12 protein-coding genes are annotated in these 20,498 nt (G+C 66.6%); all 12 read left to right on the top strand.

The window, feature by feature from the left end; all coding sequences use genetic code 11:
- Positions 1 to 3: 3 nt before the first annotated feature.
- The 12 genes from CFB47_RS25025 (at position 4) to CFB47_RS24970 (ending at position 20,495) form a co-directional block, all read left to right on the top strand.
- A complete protein-coding gene (locus tag CFB47_RS25025) occupies positions 4 to 2,361 on the top strand; it encodes a serine/threonine-protein kinase (protein ID WP_089462628.1) in 2,358 nt (785 codons plus the stop codon).
- Positions 2,348 to 3,463, top strand: a complete 1,116-nt coding sequence (gene tssA / locus CFB47_RS25020; protein WP_089462627.1) for a type VI secretion system protein TssA — start codon at positions 2,348 to 2,350, stop codon at positions 3,461 to 3,463. Before CFB47_RS25025 ends, tssA begins: the two co-directional genes overlap by 14 nt.
- A 65-nt stretch (positions 3,464 to 3,528) precedes the next feature.
- Positions 3,529 to 4,083, top strand: a complete 555-nt coding sequence (gene tssB / locus CFB47_RS25015) for a type VI secretion system contractile sheath small subunit (protein ID WP_089463540.1) — start codon at positions 3,529 to 3,531, stop codon at positions 4,081 to 4,083.
- The gene (gene tssC / locus CFB47_RS25010; protein ID WP_089442466.1) at positions 4,076 to 5,584 is read left to right on the top strand and encodes a type VI secretion system contractile sheath large subunit; all 1,509 of its coding nucleotides are present in this window, start codon (positions 4,076 to 4,078) and stop codon (positions 5,582 to 5,584) included. Before tssB ends, tssC begins: the two co-directional genes overlap by 8 nt.
- A 70-nt stretch (positions 5,585 to 5,654) precedes the next feature.
- Positions 5,655 to 6,146, top strand: coding sequence for a type VI secretion system tube protein Hcp (locus CFB47_RS25005; protein WP_027791618.1), 492 nt, complete (start codon positions 5,655 to 5,657; stop codon positions 6,144 to 6,146).
- Between the two features lie 10 nt (positions 6,147 to 6,156).
- Entirely contained in the window at positions 6,157 to 6,720 is a 564-nt protein-coding gene (gene tssE, locus CFB47_RS25000; RefSeq protein WP_373453157.1) for a type VI secretion system baseplate subunit TssE, read from the top strand.
- Between the two features lie 4 nt (positions 6,721 to 6,724).
- Complete coding sequence (tssF, locus tag CFB47_RS24995) at positions 6,725 to 8,596, top strand: type VI secretion system baseplate subunit TssF (RefSeq protein WP_089462626.1); 1,872 nt, start codon at positions 6,725 to 6,727, stop codon at positions 8,594 to 8,596.
- The gene (tssG, locus tag CFB47_RS24990) at positions 8,593 to 9,684 is read left to right on the top strand and encodes a type VI secretion system baseplate subunit TssG (RefSeq protein ID WP_089462625.1); all 1,092 of its coding nucleotides are present in this window, start codon (positions 8,593 to 8,595) and stop codon (positions 9,682 to 9,684) included. Before tssF ends, tssG begins: the two co-directional genes overlap by 4 nt.
- Before the next feature lie 12 nt (positions 9,685 to 9,696).
- Positions 9,697 to 12,354, top strand: a complete 2,658-nt coding sequence (tssH, locus tag CFB47_RS24985) for a type VI secretion system ATPase TssH (RefSeq protein WP_089462624.1) — start codon at positions 9,697 to 9,699, stop codon at positions 12,352 to 12,354.
- The gene (tssI, locus tag CFB47_RS24980; protein ID WP_089462623.1) at positions 12,351 to 14,555 is read left to right on the top strand and encodes a type VI secretion system tip protein TssI/VgrG; all 2,205 of its coding nucleotides are present in this window, start codon (positions 12,351 to 12,353) and stop codon (positions 14,553 to 14,555) included. The genes tssH and tssI overlap by 4 nt, the downstream gene beginning before the upstream one ends.
- A 15-nt stretch (positions 14,556 to 14,570) precedes the next feature.
- A complete protein-coding gene (locus CFB47_RS24975; RefSeq protein WP_089462622.1) occupies positions 14,571 to 15,836 on the top strand; it encodes a hypothetical protein in 1,266 nt (421 codons plus the stop codon).
- Between the two features lie 15 nt (positions 15,837 to 15,851).
- On the top strand, positions 15,852 to 20,495 hold the full coding sequence (locus CFB47_RS24970) for an RHS repeat-associated core domain-containing protein (RefSeq protein ID WP_089462621.1): 4,644 nt from the start codon (positions 15,852 to 15,854) through the stop codon (positions 20,493 to 20,495).
- Positions 20,496 to 20,498 lie beyond the last annotated feature (3 nt).

Raw genomic sequence — 20,498 nt, 5'->3', positions numbered from 1 at the left:
GAGATGAAGGACGCTGGATCGAGAGACAACGAGCACGACACGGCGACACGCGGCGACGCATCCGAATTCACGGTGCGGCCGCTGCCGCTCGGCCATCGCCTGGGCGAACTGCAGCTCGACGAGGTGCTGGGCATCGGCGGCTTCGGGATCGTCTATCGTGCATTCGACCGCACGTTGCGGCGCGCGGTCGCGATCAAGGAATACATGCCGTCGATGCTGGCCACGCGCGGCGGCGACTACACGGTGTCGCTGCGCTCCGAGCGGTTCGCGCAGGCCTTCGACGCCGGTCGCGGCGCGTTCCTCAACGAAGCGCGCCTGCTCGCGCAATTCGATCATCCGGGGCTCGTCAAGGTCCTGCATTTCTGGGAAAGCCACGGCACCGCGTACATGGTGATGCCGTTCTACGAAGGGCGCACGCTCAAGCAGCTGCTCGACGGCGGGATGCGGATCAGCGAGACGCAGTTGCGCAGTATCGTCGCCGCGCTGCTCGGCGCGCTCGACACGCTGCATCGCGCGCAGTGCTTCCATCGCGACGTCGCGCTCGACAACGTGCTGATCCGCCCGAACGGCAGCGCGATCCTGCTCGACTTCGGCGCGGCGCGCAAACGGATCGGCGACCTGGTCGACGACGGCGCGATGATGATCAAGCCCGGTTACGCGCCGATCGAGCAGTACACCGACGATCCCGCGTTCAGCCAGGGGCCGTGGACGGATCTCTATGCGCTCGGCGCGGTGATGCACGCGATGATCACCGGCGAGCTGCCGCCCGCGGCCGTCGTGCGCAGCATCAAGGACACGTACCGGCCGCTCGCGACGCGCGAACTGCCGGCCGGCGAGGTGTACAGCCCGGCGTTTCTCGCGGCGGTCGATCATGCGCTGCAGTTGCGGATCCCGGATCGGCCGGAATCGGTCGCGGCGTTCGCGGCGGAGCTCGGGTTGCGGGATGTCGGCACGGGGGGCGGGTATGGTGCGGCGGTCGTGCCGCCGGTGGGTGATGCGGGCAGGAGCGGGGACGGGAAGGGTGAGGCGTCTGCTGCGTCCGGCTTGGCGTCCGCTGCTGCTGCGGCTTCGATCGGCGCGGGCGGGACCGCTTCGGGCAACGCTGCGCCGGATGGGCGGGCGTCGACAGCCGGTGGTGCGGATCATGGGTCTGCGCCTACGGATACGGCATCCGCATCGTCTGGCGTGTCCGGCGCCGAGCTGGAGGCCGATGCGCCTTCGACGTCCAGAACCGTCGCGCAAGGCGCCGCCGTTGCGGCTGTGGGCTCGCTCGCAGCGTCTGCTGCATCGCATGCGTCTCAATCGTCTGCGAAACCGGTTGAAAAAACGGTCGAATCCGAAACGCCGACCGGAAACGTCGAACGCGCGAAAGAAGCGCCCGCTGCACGAACCGACACACACGACGCAGCCGGTACGCGATCAGCGAATACGGCCTCGGACATCGGCGCGCAAGGTGCAGCCGGTTCCGGCAACGCGAACGCATCCGCGGCTGCCGGCGCCGCCGCTTCGACCGCACCGCATCCCGCCGCACCGGCGTCGTCATCCGGCGGCGCATCCGTGCCGACCGGCGCCCAACGCGGCCACGCTCCGCCTGGATCGCGCCACCGCCGCGTGCCTGTCTACGTCGGTAGCGCGCTCGTTGCGTTGATCGCCGTCGGCCTCGCGGCGACTTATCTGTCGCGTTCCGCTCGCGTCGCCGACGAGGCCGCGCCGGTCGCGAGCCAGCCGCAGGCCGGCACGTCACCGCCCGCGAGCACGCCGGGCGCCACGCTGGCCCAGCAAGGGCCGACACCGACCGTCGTGCCGCCGTCCAGCCTGCCGGCCGGATCGTCCGCGCAGGTTCCGCCGCCCCCCGTCGCCGCAGCGCCGGCCAGCGCGCCTGCCGTCGAGGCCGCCACGCCCGCGCCGCAGGTTGCGACCACCGTAACGAACCCGGCTCCGTCACCGTCGGGCTCCAGCTCGGGCATCGCCCCCGCCGGCAGCCTCGATTCGTCGGAACGCGTCGTCAACGTGCCGCCGTCGGAAGCGGCAGCCACACCGGCGACTGCGCCCACACCAGCACCGAAGGCGCCGTCGGAGGCCGCGACTGCCGTCGCCACCGTCAACGCACCAACGGCCGAGTCGCAGCCGCGTCCGCCGAAGGCGCAGGAAACCGTGCAGGTGCGTTTCAACGTGCGGCCATGGGGCGACGTCTACGTGAACGGCGCGCGGCGCGGCGCAAGCCCGCCGCTGCGTTCGGTATCGCTGACGCCGGGCGTCTACGTGATCGAGATCCGCAACGGCACGCTGCCGCCGTTGCACCGCACCGTGGCGATCGACTTCGGCAGCAAACCGGTCAACATCGACTATGCATTCGAATGACGTCAGCCAGGCGGCGCTGGCCGCCGCCGCATATGCCACGGTGCCGCCCGGCCTGCCGGCGACGCCGCGTGCCGACCTGATCGGCCAACTGCTCGCGGATGTCGCGCCCGATGCGCCGTGCGGCGCGAATCTCGAATACGACGCCGAGTTCCTGCAACTGCAGGAGCGCGCGACGCCGCGTGCCGAGCAGCAATACGGCGACACCGTGATCCCGGCCGAAGCGCCCGACTGGCGCGCGGTCGAGCGGCTCGCGCTGGCGCTGTCGGCGCGCACGAAGGATCTGCGCGTCATCGCCTGTCTCGCACGAAGCTGGATCGAGCAACACGGTATTCCGGGCTACGCGGACGCGCTCGCGCTCGTCGCAAACCTGCTCGAACGCCGCTGGGACGACCTGCATCCGCGGCTCGACGCGGACGGCGAACCGGACCCGACATTGCGGATGAACGCGCTCGCCGAGATAGCCGGCGCACATGACTGCGCGCGCGCGGCGCGCCGCCAGCCGCTGTTCGACGGCGGGCCGAGCGTGCGCGACGCCGAGCGGCTGCTCGACGGCCGCGACGACACCGGCAGCCCCGTGGCGGGCAGTCGCGACAGCCTGCTGGCTGCGCTGTCGGCCGCGCACGGCGACGGCACGACGCCGCTCGACGCGGCGCGCGCGGCACTGCGCTCGCTGGAGGCGATCCGCGTGGGCGTGACGGACAAGCTGGGCCGTGAATGGGCGCCGGACGAAGGCGATGCGGAGAAAGCGCTGCAACGGATCGTGCGCGAAGTGCCGCGGCCCGAGCCGCAACCGGCGTCGCCCGACATGCAGCAGGCCGCGCCCGGCGACACGTCGCAGCCCGGCACGGCCGCAACCGCGCCGGCGGCCATACCGAACGCGCACGCGTGGCGCGATGCCGAGGTCACGAGCCGCGACGACGTGCGCATCGGCCTCGACAAGATGTGCCGCTATTTCGAGCAACACGAGCCGAGCCATCCGGCGCCGCTGCTGCTGCGGCGCGCGCAGCGGCTGCTCGCGCTCGACTTCTACGAAATCATCCGCGATCTCGCGCCGGAGAGCCTGCCGAAGCTGGATCTGCTGAGCGGCGAGCGGAGCGAATGAAACGAGTGAGCGACGCGGGCGGTGACGACGAACTGCGCAACCTGATCGATGTGAAGGAGTGGACGATGACGGACAGAACCAAGGCGGCAGGCAGCGGACAGAAGTTCATCGCGCGCAATCGGGCGCCGCGCGTGCAGATCGAGTACGACGTCGAGACCTACGGCGCGGAACGCAGGGTGCAGTTGCCGTTCGTGATGGGCGTGATTTCCGACCTGGCGGGCAAACGTGCGGAGCCGTTGCCGGACTTGCCGGAGCGCAAGTTCCTCGAGATCGATGTCGACAACTTCGACGAGCGGATGAAATCGGTCGCGCCGCGCGTCGCGTTCCAGGTGCCGAACACGCTGACCGGCGAAGGGATGCTCAACGTCGACATGACGTTCGAGCAGATCGACGATTTCTCGCCGGCCGCGATCGCGCGCAACGTCGACGCGCTGCGCCGGCTGCTGGAGGCGCGCACCGAGCTGTCGAACCTGCTGTCGTACATGGACGGCAAGCACGGCGCCGAGCAGCTGATCGAGCGCGCGATCAACGATCCCGACCTGCTGAAGACGCTCGTGCGCAACCCGCACGAGCCCGCGCAGGGCGGCGACGCGACCCAACCGGAGGCCCGCGATGAATGATCCCGTCCAATCCCGTGCGGACACGCGCGACGCCGCGCAACCGGCCGTCGCGCACGACGAATTCGCCGCACTGCTGCAGAAGGAGTTCAAGCCGAAGACGGCCGAGGCGCGCGAGTCGGTCGAGCGCGCGGTGCGCACGCTCGCGCAGCAGGCGCTCGAACACACGGTCGGCATGACGACCGACGCATATGGCAGCGTGAAGCAGATCATCGCGGAGATCGACCGCAAGCTGTCCGAGCAGATCAACCAGATCCTGCATCACAACGAGTTCCAGACGCTCGAAGGCGCGTGGCGCGGGCTGCACTACCTCGTCACGCACACCGAGACCGACGAGCTGCTGAAGATCAAGGCGCTGCCGGCGTCGCGCAACGAGGTCGCGCGGGTGCTGAAGCGCTACAAGGGCGTCGCGTGGGATCAGAGCCCGCTGTTCCGCAAGATCTACGAGGAGGAATACGGGCAATTCGGCGGCGAGCCGTTCGGCTGCCTGGTCGGCGATTTCCATTTCAACCACAGCCCGCCGGACGTCGAGATGCTCGGCGAGCTGTCGAAGATCGCGGCGGCCGCGCACGCGCCGTTCATCGCCGGTGCATCGCCGGAGCTGATGCAGATGGATTCGTGGCAGGAGCTGTCGAACCCGCGCGACCTGACGAAGATCTTCCAGAACACCGAATACGCGGCGTGGCGCAGCCTGCGGCAGTCGGAGGATTCGCGCTACATCGGCCTCGCGATGCCGCGCTTTCTCGCGCGGCTGCCGTACGGCGCGCGCACCAACCCGGTCGACGAATTCGACTTCGAGGAAGACACCGACGCCGCGAACCACGACCGCTACACGTGGGCGAACTCGGCGTATGCGATGGCCGCGAACATCAACCGCTCGTTCAAGCAGTTCGGCTGGTGTTCGTCGATCCGCGGCGTCGAATCGGGCGGGGCGGTCGAAGGGCTGCCGAGCCACACGTTCCCGACCGACGACGGCGGCGTCGATCAGAAATGCCCGACCGAGATCGCGATCAGCGACCGCCGCGAAGCCGAGCTCGCGAAAAACGGCTTCATGCCGTTCGTCCACCGGAAGAACTCGGATTTCGCGGCGTTCATCGGCGCGCAGTCGCTGTACCAGCCGGCCGAGTACCACGATCCCGACGCGACCGCGAACGCGCGGCTGTCCGGCCGCCTGCCATACCTGTTCGCGTGCTGCCGCTTCGCGCATTACCTGAAGTGCATCGTGCGCGACAAGATCGGCTCGTTCCGCGAACGCGACGACATGGAGCGCTGGCTGAACGACTGGATCATGAACTACGTCGACGGCGACCCCATCAACTCGTCGCAGGAAACCAAGGCGCGCAAGCCGCTCGCGGCCGCGCAGGTGGTGGTCGAGGAGGTCGAGGACAACCCCGGCTACTACACGTCGAAATTCTTCCTGCGGCCGCACTACCAGCTCGAAGGGCTCACGGTGTCGCTGCGGCTCATCTCGCGGCTGCCGACCGCGAAGGCGGCCAACGAGTGAGGGCAGAGCAAGCAACGATCGGCATTCAACGCGGCATTCATCCTGACATCGCACTGAAACGGAGACGGCAATGGGCGTGGCAATGTTTATGAAGGTGGACGGCGTGACCGGCGAATCGGCGGACGCGCAGCACAAGGGCTGGACCGACATCCAGTCGTTCACGTGGGGCGCGAGCCAGCCGGGCGCGATGGCGAGCGGCAGCGGCGGCAACGCGGGCAAGGCGAGCTTCAACGATCTCGTCGTCGCCGCGTACATGGACAAGGGCGCGCCCGCGATCATCAAGAACTGCGCGAACGGCAAGCATCTGTCGTCGGTCGAGATCTCCGCGTGCAAGACGGGCGGCACGCAGGTCGAGTTCATGCGCGTGACGCTGCAGGAGGTGCTCGTCACGTCCGCGCAGGTCGCGGGCATCGATCCGGGCGACGTCGCCGACCGGCTGATGATGCATTACGGCTTCCAGGCCGCGAAGGTGAAGAAGCAGTACTGGCAGCAGAACGACAACGGCGGCAAGGGCGCGGAGGTGACCGTCGGCTGGAACATCAAGGAAAACACCGAGATGTGACGGCGCGGAGATGACGATGGACGACCAGCGAACCCGCGACGGCCGCGACGGCCGGGAAGGCAGCCTGCGCGACCGGCTCCAGCCCGCGCTGCTCGACCGGCTCACCGACGACACGCCGCAGCGCGCCGCCGAAGCGCCCGGCGCGCAGTGGATCGGCACGGAACGCCTGCGTGCGGCCGTGCTGCGCGATCTCGCGTGGCTGCTCAACACGCGCAACGCCGAGGACGGCTTCGTCGACTGGTCGGCGTTCGCGCACGCACAGTCATCGGTGCTCAACTACGGGATGCGGCCGCTCGTGGGCAAGCCGATGTCGGGCGTCGAACGGATGTCGGTCGAGGCGTCGATCCGCGATGCGATCCTGCGCTTCGAGCCGCGCATCGCGCCCGACAGCGTCGAAGTGCGCAGCGTGATCGACGCGGCCGGCGGCTGGGCCGGCGAACGGCGCCACAACGTGTTGCTGTTCGAGATTCGCGGCACGCTGTGGTCGATCCCGCATCCGCTCGAATTCGTGCTGCGCTCCGACCTCGATCTCGAGACGGGCGCGATGTCGCTGCAATCGATGGCGGGGGCCTGACGCGATGGATACGCGCCTGCTCGACTACTACAACCGCGAACTCGCGTACCTGCGCGAGCTCGGCGGTGAATTCGCCCAGCAGTTCCCGAAAGTGGCCGCGCGGCTGCGGCTCAACGAATCGGGGCCGCCCGATCCGTACGTCGAGCGGCTGCTCGAAAGCTTCAGCTTCCTCACCGCGCGCGTGCAGCTCAAGATGGACGCCGAGTTTCCGCGCTTCACGCAGGCGCTCCTCGATGCCGTGTATCCCGGCTATATCGCGCCGCTGCCGTCGATGGCGATCGTGCGGTTCGCGCCGCTGCTGAACGAAGGCAGCCTTGCGCAAGGCTGGCGGCTGCCGGCCGGCACCGCGCTGCGCGCACGTCCGGCCGCGTCCGAGCAGACCGCGTGCGAATTCCGCACCGCGCACGACCTGACGCTGTGGCCGCTCGAACTGACCGATGCGACCGTCACCGGCGCGCCGTCGTGGCTGCCGCGCGGCGCGTTCGCGGCGCGGCAGGACGTGCGCGGCGCGCTGCGCATCCGGTTGGAGGCGCGCGGCGGCGCCAAACTCTCCCAGTTGCCGCTCGACCGGCTGACGTTCCATCTCGCCGGACCCGAGCGCGACGCGCTGCACCTGCTCGAACTGATCGCCGCGCATGCGCTCGGCGTCGTGTGCCACGATCCCGCGCAGCCGCCGCGCTGGCTGCATACGCTCGACGCCGACGCGATCGTCCACGAGGGCTTCGATCCCGCCCAGGCGATCCTGCCCGACGACGGCCGCAGCTTCCACGGCTACCGGCTGCTGCGCGAGTATTTCGCGTTTCCGGCGCGCTTCCTGTTCTTCAGCATCGGCGGGCTGCGCGCCGCGCTCGCGCGTGCGACCGGCGACGCGTTCGAACTGACCGTGCTGTTCGATCGCCACGATGCGGCGCTCGAGGCGGCCGTCAGCGCGAAACACCTCGCGCTAAACTGCACGCCGGCCGTGAACCTGTTCGCGCGCCGCGCCGACCGCATTCCGCTGCAGCCGGGCGCGCGCGAGCACCATGTCGTCGTCGATCGCAGCCGGCCGCTCGACTACGAGGTCTATGCGGTGCAGCGGCTCGCGAGCGAGCAGCGTGACGACGGCCAGTCACGCGAATTCCGGCCGTTTCACGCGTCGTTCGCGAGCGACGACGGCAACCATGGCGCGTACTACACGGTGCGGCGCGAACCGCGGCTGGTCTCTTCTCAGGCGCGTGCGAACGGCACGCGCACCGGCTACGTCGGCAGCGAGACCTACGTGTCGCTCGTCGACAGCCAGTGCGCGCCGTACGACGAAACGATGCGCTACCTGGCGGCCGACACGCTGTGCACGAACCGCGATCTCGTGCTGCTGCAGCCACCGGGCGACGCGAACACGTTCACGTTGCGTGTGTCGGCCCCCGTCGAAAGCATCGTCGCGATCCGCGGCCCGTCGCGGCCTCGGCCGCCGATCGCCGATGCGCAAACCGCGTGGCGGCTGATCCGCCATCTCGGGCTCGCCCGGCACACGCTGACCGATCTCGACGACGACGAGGGCGCGCATGCGCTGCGCGAACTGCTCGGCCTGCATGCCGACCCGGCCGATGCCGCGATGCGCCGGCAGATCGACGGCGTGCTGCGCGTGGCGTTCTCGCCGGTGTTCCGCCGGCTGCCGGCGTCCGGGCCGCTGATGTTCGGGCGCGGCGTGCAGGTCGACGTGACCGTCGACGATCATGCGTTCTCCGGCGACAGCCCATTCCTGCTCGGCGCGGTGCTCGAACAGTTCTTCGCGCGCCACGTGTCGATCAACGCGTTCGCCGAATGCGTGATGACCAGTGCGCAGCGCGGCACGCTCGCACACTGGCCGGCGCGCATCGGCAGGCGGCCCGCGATATGAAGCGCGATATGTCTCCGGCCGCCGAAGCCGCACGCCGCGATGCGTGGTGGGCACGCCTGCGCGCCGCGCCGCACGGCTACGACCTGTTCCAGGCGCTGCGCTGGCTCGATGCGCTGTCGCCCGGCCGCGCGCCGCTCGGCCATGCGACGCGGCCGCGTGACGAGCCGGTGCGGCTCGGGCAGCAGCCGTCGCTCGCGTTCGCGGCGTCGATGCTGGCCGGCGTGAGCGACGAGGGCAGCGGCATGCCGCCGCGCATCGCGATCCACGGGTTCGGGCTGTTCGGCCCGAACGGGCCGCTGCCGACGCACCTGACCGAATACGCGCACGAACGCGCGGCGCAGCACGACGACCCGACGTTCGCCGCGTTCGCCGACCTGTTCCATCACCGTCTGATCCTGCTGTTCTACCGCGCGTGGGCCGATGCGCAGCCGACGGTGAGCCTCGATCGCCCGGAACGCGCACGATTCGATGGTTATGTCGCGAGCCTGATCGGGCGGGCGGCACACGGCGACAAGCCCGTCGCGAAAGCCGACATCCACGCCGACGCCGACACGCTTGCACCGCACGCGCGCTATTTCCACGCGGGCCATCTCGTGCGGCACACGCGCAACCCGGAAGGGCTCGTGCAGATCCTGCGCCGGCATTTCGGTGTCGAGGCGCGCATCGTCGAGCACGTGCCGCAGTGGGTCGCGATCGAACGTTCGCAGCGCTGCACGATCCGCGCGACGCGGCCGACGTTGCGGGTCGGCGCCGTCGCGCTCGGCGTCGCGGTGCGTGATGCGCAGTCGCGCTTCCGGATCGTGCTCGGCCCGCTGTCGCTCGATGCCTACCGCCGTTTCCTGCCGGGCGGCCCGCATGCGCGGCAGCTCGCGCAATGGGTGCGCGAATACGTCGGCATCGAGTTCGACTGGGACGTGCAGCTCGAACTGGCGGCCGACGCGGTGCCGGCGATCGCGCTCGGCGCGGCGCAGGGCATCGGCCGCACCGCGTGGCTCGGGCAACGGCTCGACCCCGGCCCCGCGCGCGACCTCGTCGTCCGCTACGACGTGCGGCGCGGCGGCGCCCCCCTTCATCGCGAAACCGCCTAAACGGGAACCGTCATGTCCGATATCGGCCGCGCCAACCTGTTCGGAAAGCTGAATCCGTTCCTCTACGAGACGCTCGAGCAGGCGACCGGCTTCTGCCGGCTGCGCGGCAATCCGTACGTCGAGCTCGCACACTGGTTCAAGCAGATGCTGCAGCGGCCCGACGGCGACCTGCAGCGCGTGCTGCGCCGCTTCGGCGTGGACGACGCCGCGCTCGACCGCGGGCTCGTTACCGCGCTCGACAAGCTGCCGCGCGGCGCGGGCTCGGTGTCGGATCTGTCCGTGCACATCGACGATGCGGTCGAACGCGCGTGGGTCTACGCGACGCTGAAGTACGACGCGACGCGCATTCGCGGCGCGGTGCTGCTGCTCGCGATCCTGAAGACACCGCAGTTGCGCAACGTGCTGCTGGCGATCACGCGCGAATTCGAGCGCATCGTGCCGGACGTGCTCGCCGACGAACTCGCGTCGATCGTCGAAGGCTCGCCAGAGGCGCCACCGGCCGGACAGGCGGCGCCGGGCGGCGACATGACGATGCGCGGCGCGACCGCCGCCGACGGCTCGGCGCTCGCGCGCTTCGCCGTCGATCTGACCGCCCGCGCACGGGCCGGCGAGATCGATCCGGTGATCGGGCGCGATCCGGAGATTCGCCAGATCGTCGACATCCTGCTGCGACGCCGGCAGAACAACCCGCTGCTGGTCGGCGAGGCTGGCGTCGGCAAGACGGCGGTCGCCGAAGGCTTCGCGCTGCGGATTGCCGCCGGCGACGTGCCGCCGTCGCTGCAGGACGTCGCGCTGTACCTGCTCGACATCGGGCTGCTGCAGGCCGGCGCGAGCGTGAAGGGCGAATTCGAGAGCCGGCTGCGCGGCGTGATCGACGAAGCGATGTCGTCCGAGCGGCCCGCGATCCTGTTCATCGACGAAGTCCACACGCTCGTCGGCGCGGGCGGGGCCGCCGGCACCGGCGACGCCGCGAACCTGCTGAAGCCCGCGCTCGCCCGCGGCCTGCTGCGCACGATCGGCGCGACCACGTGGTCCGAGTACAAGCAGTACATCGAGAAGGACCCGGCGCTGACGCGACGCTTCCAGCTCGTGCACGTCCATGAACCGGAGGAAGCGGCCGCGCTGACGATGCTACGCGGCCTCGCCGGGAAGCTCGAGGCCCATCACCGCGTGCTCGTGCTCGACGACGCGCTGGAGGCCGCCGTCACGCTGTCGCACCGCTACATTCCCGCACGCCAGTTGCCGGACAAGGCGATCAGCCTGCTCGATACGGCCTGCGCGCGCGTCGCCGTCAGCCAGCACGCGGTACCCGCGCCGATCGAAGACGCGCGGCGCCGCATCGACAGCCTGCGCGTCGAACAGGAGCGGATCGGACGCGAATGCGCGCTCGGCACCGGCGATACCGCGCGGCGCGATGCGATCGAGCACGACATTGCCGTCGCCCGGACCGAACTCGACCGGCTCGACACCCGCTGGCAAACCGAACGCGACGCCTTGACCGCGATCGTCGATGCCCGTGCGTTGCTGCTCGACGACGATCCGTCCCACGCACTCGATGCGGATGCACGCGCTACGGCACAAACCCGTCTCTCGGCCGCGCAGCAGGCGCTGGCCGACCTGCAGGGCGATGCGCCGCTCGTGCTGCCCGCCGTCGACACCCACGCGGTGGCCGCCGTCGTGGCCGACTGGACCGGCATTCCGCTCGGCCGCATGGTGCGCGACGAAACGCAGGCCGTGCTGAAGCTCGCCGATACGCTCGGCGAGCGCGTCGTCGGCCAGCAACACGCGGTCGAACTGATCGCCGAGCGCATCCAGACCGCGCGCGCCAAGCTCGACGATCCGAAGAAACCGCATGGCGTGTTCCTGCTGTGCGGACCGTCCGGCGTCGGCAAGACCGAGACCGCGCTCGCGCTCGCCGACACGCTGTACGGCGGCGAACACAACGCGATCACGATCAACATGAGCGAATTCCAGGAGGCGCATACGGTGTCGACGCTGAAGGGCGCACCGCCCGGCTATGTCGGCTACGGGCAGGGCGGCGTGCTCACCGAAGCCGTACGCCGCCGCCCGTACAGCGTCGTGCTGCTCGACGAGATCGAGAAGGCGCACCGCGACGTGCACGAGATTTTCTTCCAGGTATTCGACAAGGGCTGGATGGAGGACGGCGAGGGGCGCGACATCGATTTCCGCCACACGGTGATCCTGCTGACCTCGAACGTCGGCGCCGATCGCGTGACGCAGCTGTGCCGCGACCCCGAGCGCCTGCCCGACGTGCAGACGCTCGCCGATGCGCTGCGCGCGCCGCTGCTCGACGTGTTTCCCGCCGCGCTGCTCGGCCGGTTGACCGTCGTGCCGTACTACCCGCTCACCGACGCGACGCTCGCGCGAATCGTCGCATTGCAATTGCGGCGGATCGCGCAGCGGATCGACGCGCACCACGGCATCCGGCTGCGCTGCACCGATGCGGCGAACGCGCTGGTCGTCGAGCGTTGCCGGACGATCGAATCCGGCGGCCGGATGGTCGACGCGATCCTCACGCACACCGTGATGCCGCGCATCGGCCGCGCGATCCTGCAGGCCACGCTCGAGGGCCGCACGCTGTCGTCGATCGAGCTGAGCGCCGCCGACGGCGAATTCACGTACCGGTTCGACGAGGAGGAAACGACTTGAATCGCGTATTCACACTCGACACCCCGCACGGCGACGGCCTCAAGTTCCATACGCTCGACGGCAGCGATGAACTCGGCCGCCTGTTCGAATACCGGATCGAGGCGCTCGCCGACAGTCACAGCCTGTCGCTGAAGGACCTGCTCGGCAAGCCCGTGACGGTGCGGATCGAACAGCAGGACCTGTCGACCCGCTACCTGAACGGGATCGTTGCGCGCGCATCGCTGTCCGGCCGGCGCGCCGAGCGCTACTACGGCTACGAACTGATCGTGCGCCCGTGGCTGTGGCTCGCGACGCGCCGCTCCGATTGCCGGATCTTCCAGAACAAGACCGTGCCCGAGATCGTGCAGGAGGTGCTGTCGACGTACGGTTTTCCGATCGAGAACCACCTCGCCGAATCGTATGTGCCGCGCGACTATTGCGTGCAGTACAACGAGACCGATGCCGCGTTCGTGTCGCGGCTGATGGAGTTCGAGGGGATCTACTTCTGGTTCCGGCATGCGGCGGACACGCATACGCTGATGCTCGGCGACGCGATGTCGTCGCATACCGTGCTGCCCGGCTACGAGACGATTCCGTACATCGCGCGCGACCGCACCGCGATCGCCGACGAGGAGCACATCGACGGCTGGCTGCCGGCGCAGGCGGTGAGCGTCGGCCGGCACCAGACCACCGACTACGACTATACGAAGCCGCGCGCCGATCTTTCGTCGCAGAAGGTCGATCCGCGTGGGCACGATCACGACGGTTTTGCTTCGTTCGAGTGGCCGGGGGGTTATCGTGACGATGCACCCGGTGCGCATTACAGCCGCGTGCGGCTCGAGGAACAGCAGGCGGAACATGAGCGGGCGAACGCCGATACCGATGTGCGGGGTGTCGCGCCCGGTTATCTGTTCACGCTCGAACATTGCCCGCGTGCGGACCAGAACCGCGAGTACCTGATCGTGCGGTGCCAGTACCGGTTTCAGGAGAACGCGTATGCGAGCGACCAAGGCGCGGAGGCTGTCGTGCATCAGACGATGATGCTCGTGCAGCCGTCGAGCCTGCCTTACCGGTCGCCGCGCGAGACGCCGCGGCCACGCACCAATGGGCCGCAGACGGCCACCGTCGTCGGGCCGCCGGGAGAGGAAATCTGGACCGACCAGTATGGGCGCGTGAAGCTGCAGTTCCGCTGGGACCGGTACGGGCAAAGCAACCAGGATTCGTCGTGCTGGGTGCGGGTGTCGAGTCCGTGGGCCGGAGGTGGGTTCGGGGGTGTGCAGATTCCGCGGGTGGGCGATGAGGTGGTGGTCGATTTTCTCAATGGCGATCCCGATGAGCCGATCGTCACCGGGCGGGTTTTCAACGGCGAGAAGATGCCGCCGTGGGGGTTGCCCGGAAGTGCAACGCAGAGCGGGCTGTTGTCGCGGTCGTCGCCGGGTGGGACGACCGACCACGCCAATGCATTCCGGTTCGAGGACAAGAAGGGCGCCGAGCAACTGTGGATGCATGCCGAGCGAAATTTCGATGCGGAGACGGAGCTCGATCATTCGCTGTCCGTCGGGAACAACCATACGCATACGGTCGGGAACGACGAAACGATGCAGGTGAAGAACAACCGGCAACGGAGTGTCGGGCAAAACGAGACGGTGAATATCGGGCAGAACCGGGTCGCGCAGATCGGGGCGAATGAGACGCATGGCGTTGTCGGCAACCGGACGAGGACGGTCGGGCAGAACGAAACGGTGACGATCGCCGCGAATCGCGACGCGACCATCGGTGGCGTGCATACCGAGACGGTCGCCAAAGCCAAGACCGAAACGATCGGCGAGGGCAAGACGTTGAGCGTCGCGCAGCTTTATCACACGACGTCTCAGGACATGAAGACGCAGGTCGCGTCCACGCATACCGAGGAAATCGGCACGCGAACGTCGACGATCTCGAACGCCCATACGCACACGGTCGGCGGCGAACACACCGTCAACGTCGGTGCGAGCCATACGACGAACGTGCAGCATCAGGTGACCGTCAACGCCGGCGACCAGCTTTCGCTCGTCTGCGGGATGTCCAGCATCGTGATGAAGCGCGACGGCACGATCACGATCCAGGGCGTCAACGTCGCATCGACCGGTACGAACACCCACAGCGTGAACGGCAAGACGGTGACGTCGTCGGCGACCGCCGAGCACACGGTCGAAGGCGCCGTCCTGAAACTGAATCCGTGACGGAGACACGCACGAATGCAGAACTGGCAGCCGACCAATCCGGTGGAGCGCAGGTTCATGGATGCGCATGCGGACTGGATGAGTTTCGCGAAAGAGCAGGACGCGCGACTGATGATCTGGCAGACCGACGAGACGGATGCGGAGCTCGTGCGGCTGTATTTCCAGGTTCAGGATGAAACGTCGTGCGCGGTCAGGACGATGCGCGCGTCGTTCGTCAACGAAGCGGGTTATGCGAAGGCGCTGACGGACGAGCTCATTGCGTTCTACAACAGCCGGCGGGAGGCATCCGATGCGCAGGGCATACGTGCGGATTGGCAGGCACCGTACGACGACGGCAAGAATCCCGTGCTCTATCTGTTCGCGGTGATCGACAGCCTGATGCAGCACCATCCGGATGTTTTTCCGGCAATGGTGTTCGTGCTGGAACCGGTGAAGGTTCGGGATGATGCGGCATGGGTACGCTGGATGGACGATTTGCTGTCGATCATTGCGGTCGCGCCGCAGCTTGCGGAGCGCGTGCGCTTCGTCGTGCCGCGTATCGACATCGCGCCGTTTGCTGCGTTGCTGCAACGGCATCGCGCCGCGGTTCGCATCGTGCACGGCAAGTATTCGATGGCGAGCGTGCATCGCGAATTGCTGGCGGAATCGGGCGAGCGCGGGCCAAGCGGTGAATTCAGACGGCATTTCGTGATGCTGACGGAGATGATCGAAGGCAACAATCCTTCCCGCCTGGAGGAACTGCGAGCGGCCGCATTGAAGGTGGCTGAGCGTGAGCAGTGGTTCGATCAATGCGTTGTCGTGCATCTGATTGCGGGGGCCGCGTATCTGAAATGGCGTGATCGTGAGAAGGCGATCAATGCGTATCGGAGCGCGGCCAGCAGCGGTACGCGTGCGGTTGAAGCCGGACATCCGGCGGGGCACAAGCTCGTGGCGAACGGATTGTTCGGCGAGGCGAGCGTGCATTTGACGCACAAGGATTATGCACACTCGGCGTATTGCTACGAGCGCGCGGTGGCGTCGACCACGGCGGCGAAGGACGGGCTGATGACGGTCGAGGCCTGGCGGATGAGCGCGGTGTGCTGGGAGCGGGCAGGGGAGCGCGAGCACGCGCTGGAGGCCGGGTTCAATGCGCTCGATGCGGGGTTGATGATCGACGAGCCGATGCGGGCGAACAGCAGTCTGCCGATGGTTGTCGAGTGGATGGTGTCGCAGCTGGGTACGCAGGACCGACGGCGCAACGCGTTGAGCGAGAAGGTCGCGGCGTTGCGTGGCGGGCGCTGAGCGGGAGGCGAAACCTTGGCACTTCTCGCCGTCAAGCATCTCGATCCCGTTGTTGGCGTGGACGTTCATTCGGTGCTGGTCACGCCGGGAACGCCGCCGGTGTTCCTGCCGCATCCGCATGTCGGTTTCATGCTCGATCTGCGCGAATACATCCAGGCGGCGAAGGCCGTAGTCGGCTGCATTGCGATGATGATCGTGCAGGAGAAGGCGACCGAATACATCGAGGATCATCCGGAAGATGTGACGAAGCTGGAACACCTCGCCGATGAAGCGAGCCAGCAGGTCAATGAACTGATCGGCGGCGGCAAGCTGCCGGACCTCAAGGACGACCCCACTGTCGCCGAGGGGATGAAACTGGCGAAAGCGGCCAACAGGATCAAGAACCGCATCAGCGACGATCTTGGCTCGAACGTCGGGTCAGGTGGCGGCAGCGGCCGGCCGATTTTCGTGAACGGGATGATGCGGGCCACGGCCGGGACGCATGCGTATCACGTTCCGGGTTTGCATTTTCCGCTTGGCGAATCGTTCGCCCCGCCGCCGGCCGAGTTCGAACCGTCAAATGACGGGGAATCGTTCATGGGCAGCAAGACCGTGCTCGCCAACAACGATCCGCTGTCTTACATGGCGCTTGAAGCGTTGAGTTGCTGGTCGATCGGGATGGAGCCGCCTCCGCACAACAGCGCGCATACGGATCGAACCTATCCGTCGATGCCGAGTTCGGTGATGTTGCCGATTCCGGCCGGGCGGCCGGTGCTGGTGGGCGGGCCGCCGATCATGAACATGGCAGCGGCGGCGAAGGGGTTGTTCAAGGCGTTTCGCGGCTCGAAGTGGGCGAAGGCGCTGGCGGACAAATTGCATCTGAAGCCGGGATTCCTGAAATGCAACGTCCTGCATGCCGAGCCTGTGGATGTCACAACCGGCGAAGTCATCGTCGCGCAGCACGACTTCACGATTACCGGACATCTTCCTCTCGAGTGGAACCGGTGTTACGCGAGCCGCGCGCACCGCGTCGGTACGGTTGGCGTCGGATGGAGTACGCCGGCAGACATCCATCTGAATCTCATTTCGCGCGACGACGGAATCGGCGCGGCGATCTACTTTGTCGATCATGCCACGGCATTCGACGAAGTTCCGACGCACGCGGGGTGGGCAACGCGTGTCACTGACTGGCAGTACGGCTATGCGCTGTACCTCCGTGACAACCAATTGGTATTGCGCACGGGCGAGGGCATCGAATACGGATTCCTGTTGCGGCATCCGTGGGACACGATCGTCAACAGGTTATCCGGGGAGGCCTCACTAACGCTGATGCTCGACTGGATCGGTGACCTCTACGGTCATGCGTGGCTGTTCGAGCGCGGTTCGTCGGGTCACGTGTCACGGATTGTCGAACATGGCGTCGAAGGACCGACGGGACGACTCATCGAATGTCGTTCGAATGTTGACGTAGATGGACACTGCGACCCGACAGCGGTAATGACACTGACCAACGCTGACGGACACGTGTATCCGCTGGTACGTTACGAACGCGATCGCGATCGGAACCTCGTCGCGGCATTCGATGCCATGGGTTATCCGCGCCGCTTCGACTATGAAAGCGGCAATCGGATGACTCGGCACGTCAGTGCCGGTGGTGTTTCGTTTCACTATGGCTATCGACGAAGTGTTGACGGCGAGTGGCGTATCGACCATGCGTGGGGCGACGATGGGGTGCTCGACTATCGCTTCGAATACGACCTCGCTCGAAACCAAACTCGTCTTACCGAATCCATGGGACGCGTTGCCGTCGTTCAGATGAATGAACGTCACGTTCCGATCGCCGAAATAGATGTCCTCGGCGGTATGACCAGTTACGGCTACGACAGTCAGTGGCGTACCTGCGCCCAGACCGATCCGATGGGGCGTACGTCTCGGTGGGAATACGACGCGAATGGCAATCTGATTGCACAGATCATGCCCGACGGTCGATCGGTTCGCGCCGAATACGACAGCAATCACAAGCCGGTTTGCGTGACCGGGGCCGGGGGGCGTCAATTTCGATACGAATGGGATGCACGCGGTCGTCTAGTGAGTCGCGCCACACCATCCCGGGCGACGTTCAGATATGCATACGACACATTCGGTCGCGTGACGTCCTGTGCTGGCCCGCAGGGTGACGTTACGACGTTCGGTTACGACCGACACGGCAACCTGACCACAATCGTCGATGCGCTTGGACACCGAACGCAATATGAACGCGACGCACGTGGCTATGTCATAAGCTCCCTCGATGCAGCAGGGCACCAAAATCGTTACGAGAGGGATGCTTGCGGACGACTGGTACGCGCCATCGAATGGGACGGACGCGAGACTCATTGCAGCTATGACCCGGATGGCAATCTCTTGCGGTATCGCGACCCGGTCGGCAATGTGACGCGCCTTGCCTATACGGCGCTAGGAGAAATCGCGAAGCGGATTCAGTCTGACGGTACTGAAGTCCAGTATCGCTATGACACGGAAGGGCAGCTCGTCCAGGTCGTCAATGAGCGGGGAGAGTCCTATCTGCTCAAGCGCGACGCGCTCGGCAGGATCGTCGAAGAAATCGACTACTGGGGACAGTCGCGCCTTTACGAATACGGGTCGACCGCGGAACTCTTGCGTAGCGTCGACCCGCATGGCCGGGCCATCGAGTATCGATATGACGAAGTAGGGCGAATCGTCGAGAAGCGCATTCCTGATCCCGACCGGCAGGACGGTGTTCGGACTGACTGCTTTCACTACGACGAGCACGGCGATCTCATTCGCGCGTCGACCACATCCTCGCTGCTCGAATTCAGATATGACGACGACGGCAGGCTGGTCGAGGAACGACAGGGCGACGACTTTACGCTTTCCAATCGATATGACGCAGCCGGAAACCGGATCGAACGAAGAACGCGCCTCGTTGCGGGCAGCGAAATCGTCGAGCAGTCGATTCGTTACAACTATGACGCACTGAATGCGGTCGTCGGGATCGAGATCGATGGGCATGCGCCAATCGTCATCGAACGGGATGCACTTGGCCAGATTCGCGACGAACGCCTGGGTGACGCCCTGCGACGCGAAATGTCGTACGAAGCCAACGGACGTTTGTCCCGACAGGCGCTGCTTGCCGATACCGGAGAAATGTTCGCGATCGAATACGCGTACGACGCGAACGGTGACCTGATCGAGCGACGCGACTCCCGGACCGGCATCGAGCAGTTTCAATACGACCCTGTCGGGCAGGTCGTCGCACATATCGACTGCGCAGGTACGACACGCCGCTTCATGTACGACCCCGCCGGAGAATTGCTCAACACCCGGGTGTTCCGGTCAGGCGCGCGACGAGGCGAAGCCGGCTCGCCGGCATGGCGCCGGGAAGGCATGCACGAAGACACACACTACGTATTCGATCGTGCCGGCAATCTCGTCCACACGCGCGCGGCGCACCAAGAGATTACGCTGCGGTGGGACGCTGCAGGGCAGTTGGCCGAGACGCTCACGACTCGTCGCGCCGGGCAGGGCGACGCCAACGACGATCATCACCTCCGCGTACGGTACGAATACGACGCATTTCGCCGGCGCGTCAGGAAAATCACTTCGTCGCGCCAGCTCGAATCGAGCCACACCACGGTTCGTCAATTCTTTTGGGACGGCGACGTCCTCGCAAGCGAACTGCGCGCCGACCAGTCAGACGAGAAAAATGGCCTGACCCAAAGTGTTCAGATCCGACGGGACGTACGGGACTGGATCCACTATCCCGATACGTTTCGGCCGCTCGCCGTGGTTCATCGAACCCTCGACTCGCGCATGCCTCTACGCGTGCCTGAGCATGCCGGTGTCGTGCCCGGAAGCGCGCCCTCACTCGATGAGAGACGGTCACCCAAGGCAATCGCCGACTATTCCGCTCCGAACGCGACGTCGACTACGCGCCGGCTGCCGGCGTCATATCGCCCCGTCAGCACGGTCTACTTCTTCCATAACGACCCAAATGGGGCGCCAGTCCGGGTTGTCGACGAGCGTGGCCGAACTGCGTGGGAAGCGAGTTACGCCACATGGTCGAGCAACACGCCGATACAACCGAAAGACAGGCCACCATTCGATCAGCCCATTCGGCTTCAGGGGCAGTATTACGACGAAGAAACCGGATTTTGCTACAACAGATACCGGTATCTCGACCATGGAATCGGGCAGTTCATCAGCCAAGACCCGAGCTGCATCGAGGGAGGTTCGGCACTCTATCGATATGCACCGAATCCGGCCGCCTGGATCGACCCTTACGGTCTTGCGAACACGATCGACGGTCACGGGAACACGGTCCCGATCGTCGCCCTGGGGATCCCCGACAAGTCCTTGTTCAAACCCAAATCCGGCATCACAACGGCGTACTCGCGCAATTCCCAATGCGGACCGACCACGGCGCAGACGAGGTCTGTGCAGGGGAAGCCATGCGTGGCGTGCAATCAGACGGCCACCACGATGGTTGCAGACCATATCGATGCGCTCGTGGTCGAGTATTATCGAACGGGAACCAACGACGTCACGGTGCAAACGTCAATCGCCGCGGTGCAACCACATTGCCCCGATTGTTCTCGATCCCAAGGGGGCAAAGCGTCGGGCTTTTCGCGGGCAATGAAAAGGGCCCTTCATCTCCCATGAAGA

This window comes from Burkholderia sp. AU27893 (assembly GCF_002223205.1).
GTDB lineage: Bacteria > Pseudomonadota > Gammaproteobacteria > Burkholderiales > Burkholderiaceae > Burkholderia.
Note: the sequence above shows the minus strand (reverse complement) of the source record. Positions and strands in the feature narration are given on the sequence as shown.